The 2,646-nt window shown below is 41.8% G+C and carries 3 protein-coding genes and 1 pseudogene; 1 reads left to right on the top strand and 3 read right to left on the bottom strand.

Annotated elements, in window-relative coordinates; translation table 11 throughout:
- Positions 1-81: 81 nt before the first annotated feature.
- The 3 genes and pseudogenes from AC6R03_RS06465 to AC6R03_RS06455 form a co-directional block, all read right to left on the bottom strand.
- Positions 82-462: a thiol-disulfide oxidoreductase DCC family protein gene (locus tag AC6R03_RS06465; protein WP_500632306.1), complete on the bottom strand. Its 381-nt coding sequence runs from the start codon at positions 460-462 to the stop codon at positions 82-84.
- 204 nt (positions 463-666) lie between these two features.
- Positions 667-780 (bottom strand): annotated as a pseudogene (locus tag AC6R03_RS06460) (helix-turn-helix domain-containing protein); the annotation flags it as partial.
- Between the two features lie 197 nt (positions 781-977).
- The gene (locus tag AC6R03_RS06455; protein ID WP_500632307.1) at positions 978-1,436 is read right to left on the bottom strand and encodes an Lrp/AsnC family transcriptional regulator; all 459 of its coding nucleotides are present in this window, start codon (positions 1,434-1,436) and stop codon (positions 978-980) included.
- A 126-nt stretch (positions 1,437-1,562) separates the two neighbouring features.
- Here AC6R03_RS06455 and AC6R03_RS06450 point away from each other — a divergent pair, with 126 nt between their 5' ends.
- A complete protein-coding gene (locus AC6R03_RS06450) occupies positions 1,563-2,447 on the top strand; it encodes an EamA family transporter (protein ID WP_500632308.1) in 885 nt (294 codons plus the stop codon).
- Positions 2,448-2,646 lie beyond the last annotated feature (199 nt).

Here is a 2,646-nt window from a genome sequence, read left to right as displayed (position 1 = left end):
GTACCGACAGGTTTTATTTTCCAGTGGTAGTATTCTTCTGAGCTGTAACATTTTCATCGTGATTTGTAAGCCAATACAGAACTATCGTTTGGAGCATCCACATCGAGCCTGTCCAGTTAGCAAGTATGAGATGCGATATCGGTTGCGGGCAAAGATTAGATAGCACCAATCTGCGACTGGTTTGATAAGGGGAAGCCGTAATGTTGAATAGAGTCGACCCTTGCCAACCAATTGCCAAGCTCGTTGAGCGGCATCAAGCCCTAAGAGTAGCTGACCATTCTCGTCCAAAGCGTGTAAAATTGTGTTGGCTCGTTTGGGGTCAATTTGTGAATACTGCTCAAATCTTTTACTGTAAATATCTACGCACTCTATCACACCTTTAGAGTCATGCTTAGTAAGAGAAGCCATCTCCTTGGCGCATAAAGGACAGGTTCCATCATAAAACAGAGTTAACATCATCATAGATTCCACATTTTAAAGCGAGCACTAAGTCTAGTACGCAGCCCAATTCGGTAGCGATCATATCAGAGTTATCTGCTTCAGTTGAAAGGTGATGTTCAGATAAAAAAAAAAGAGGCCAGAGGCCTCTAAAATTAAACAGTTCAAAGTACCACGATGGTCATTAGGTAGACGCTCCTTTCCCTCAGGCGTTTCACAAGATAACCAGAGCCAGACGTAAAGTATCCCAGGGGTTGAGAGATTTAAGACGGCACTAGTGTGCGTCAGAGACCAGCCATTCGTCCACATTAAATTGAGTGCTTGTAGTTTAGTGGTAAGCGTTCACCAGCAAGTTATTGACTAAGCGTTTGCGTAAAAACTAGTTTCGTTAAGGTCTTAGATATCCCAAAACGCAACCAGACACAGTTGAGCAAAGTGCCTGGTTTGGAAGGAATTGGGCATAATCGCGTATCCTCGAACTACTATATCAGGTTCACTTTATGCAGTGAAAACACGCAGAATATGCAACACAGATAAAGTCATATAGAAGGCGGAACCGCACCATGTGTTTTTGAGTGTTTTAGAACAACCGAGGTTCTAAAATATTTCACACTGTCATCTTTGTGTAAAACCCGGTTTGTGAACTCATCGAATGCATCCGTGTCGGTAGATAGCACCTGTAAAACAACATCGTGATCACCAGTGACAACCCAAGAATTCACCACTTCTGGTTCCTTGTTAACTCTTGCCAAAAATTTATTGACAATAGAATTGTGATCTCTCTCGAACGTGACCATTACTAACATACTCAATGGCCACCCCATATTTTTAGGATTGACTATAGCCACTTCACGCTCAATCACACCGCTGTTTCTTAAATGCCTCACCCTACGGTAACAAGCGGGCTCTGAGAGGCCGACTTTCTCTGCTATCGAGCTCATTGGGGCCTTTGAGTCAATCTGTAGTTGCTCTAGAATTTTCATATCTAATGCATCCATATTATCAAGCCCTCTCATGCAATTTATTTGATAAATATTATCGATTAAATATAGATATTAACCTTTTCTAACAACCAATGTTGATAAATTTTATCTCAACCATTTTTACTTTGTAGAGATAGACCTATGCGCATTCAATCAGATACGCCCAAAACTGTTACAGCGACCATTGCTGTTTTTGTCTCCATGATCTCAATTACAGCAGGGGCTTCCATTGCTAAATCCATGTTCTCAACTCTAACCCCAGAGAATGTAACTGTTCTTCGTCTTATCTTCTCCGCGATAATCTTGTTTTTTGGACTTAAAGTTTGGAAGCTTCGCTTCGTGAGAAATGGTTTCCTCATAGTGCTTGCTTATGGCGCTGCGGTAGCGGGAATGAACCTTTTTTTCTATCTAGCCATAAAAACGGTACCCGTTGGCGTGGCGCTTGCCATCGAACTTATAGGCCCCTTATGCGTTGCTGCCATTTATTCTCAGAATCGCTCGGATTACATATGGGTACTATTAGCTGCAATTGGTATCTATTTTTTATTACCGTCGTCATCACAATTGAGTGACTTAGATGTGGTGGGGTTACTTTATGCATTAGTTGCCGCATTTTTCTGGGGAATTTACATCCTTGTGGGTAAGAAAGCGGGAAAACATTATGGAAGCAAAACGCCTGCATTAGGTTTGATCTTTGCTTCATTGCTTGTAATCCCTTTCGGAGATATCACCGCTGCATACGTTTCTTTGGATATAGAGGTAGTTCTATGGGTCGTTGCTATTGCATTACTGTCGAGTGCGATTCCTTTAATGCTGGAAATGTTTGCATTACGTAGATTACCTACGAACACATACGGTGTGTTGACGAGTGGGGAGCCACTGATTGGAACAATTGTTAGCTTTTTAATACTGGGTGAACAGCTAACCCTTGTTCAGTGTTTTGGTATCGGAACTATCGTTATTGCCTCTATCGGTACATTGCTATCACCTTCTTTGCATAGGCCAATTATAGAGACTGGCCAGTAACTAGCATATCGCCATAAATTTTTGGATTCAATTGGATGTGATGAACGCAGCTAGGTTAAGTTGATAGCCATGCTCCCTCGTTAGCTCGCATAAAAATGCTGCCTGACACTATCAGGCTGGATACTCCAATTTTGGCAGTAAGAGTAAGTTTTCGCCTCAGTTTCTCTGCGGGTAACTATGAGAAAAAGTTAGGTTACTT

The sequence above is a fragment of the Vibrio sp. R10-SG-ISO4 genome (assembly GCF_059834135.1).
Note: the sequence above shows the minus strand (reverse complement) of the source record. Positions and strands in the feature narration are given on the sequence as shown.

Bases quoted from the DNA above. Each gene is read 5' to 3' on its own strand.
- AC6R03_RS06465 (WP_500632306.1), bottom strand. From the start codon at position 462: ATGATGATGTTAACTCTGTTTTATGATGGAACCTGTCCTTTATGCGCC.
- AC6R03_RS06455 (WP_500632307.1), bottom strand. From the start codon at position 1,436: ATGGATGCATTAGATATGAAAATTCTAGAGCAACTACAGATTGACTCA.
- AC6R03_RS06450 (WP_500632308.1), top strand. From the start codon at position 1,563: ATGCGCATTCAATCAGATACGCCCAAAACTGTTACAGCGACCATTGCT.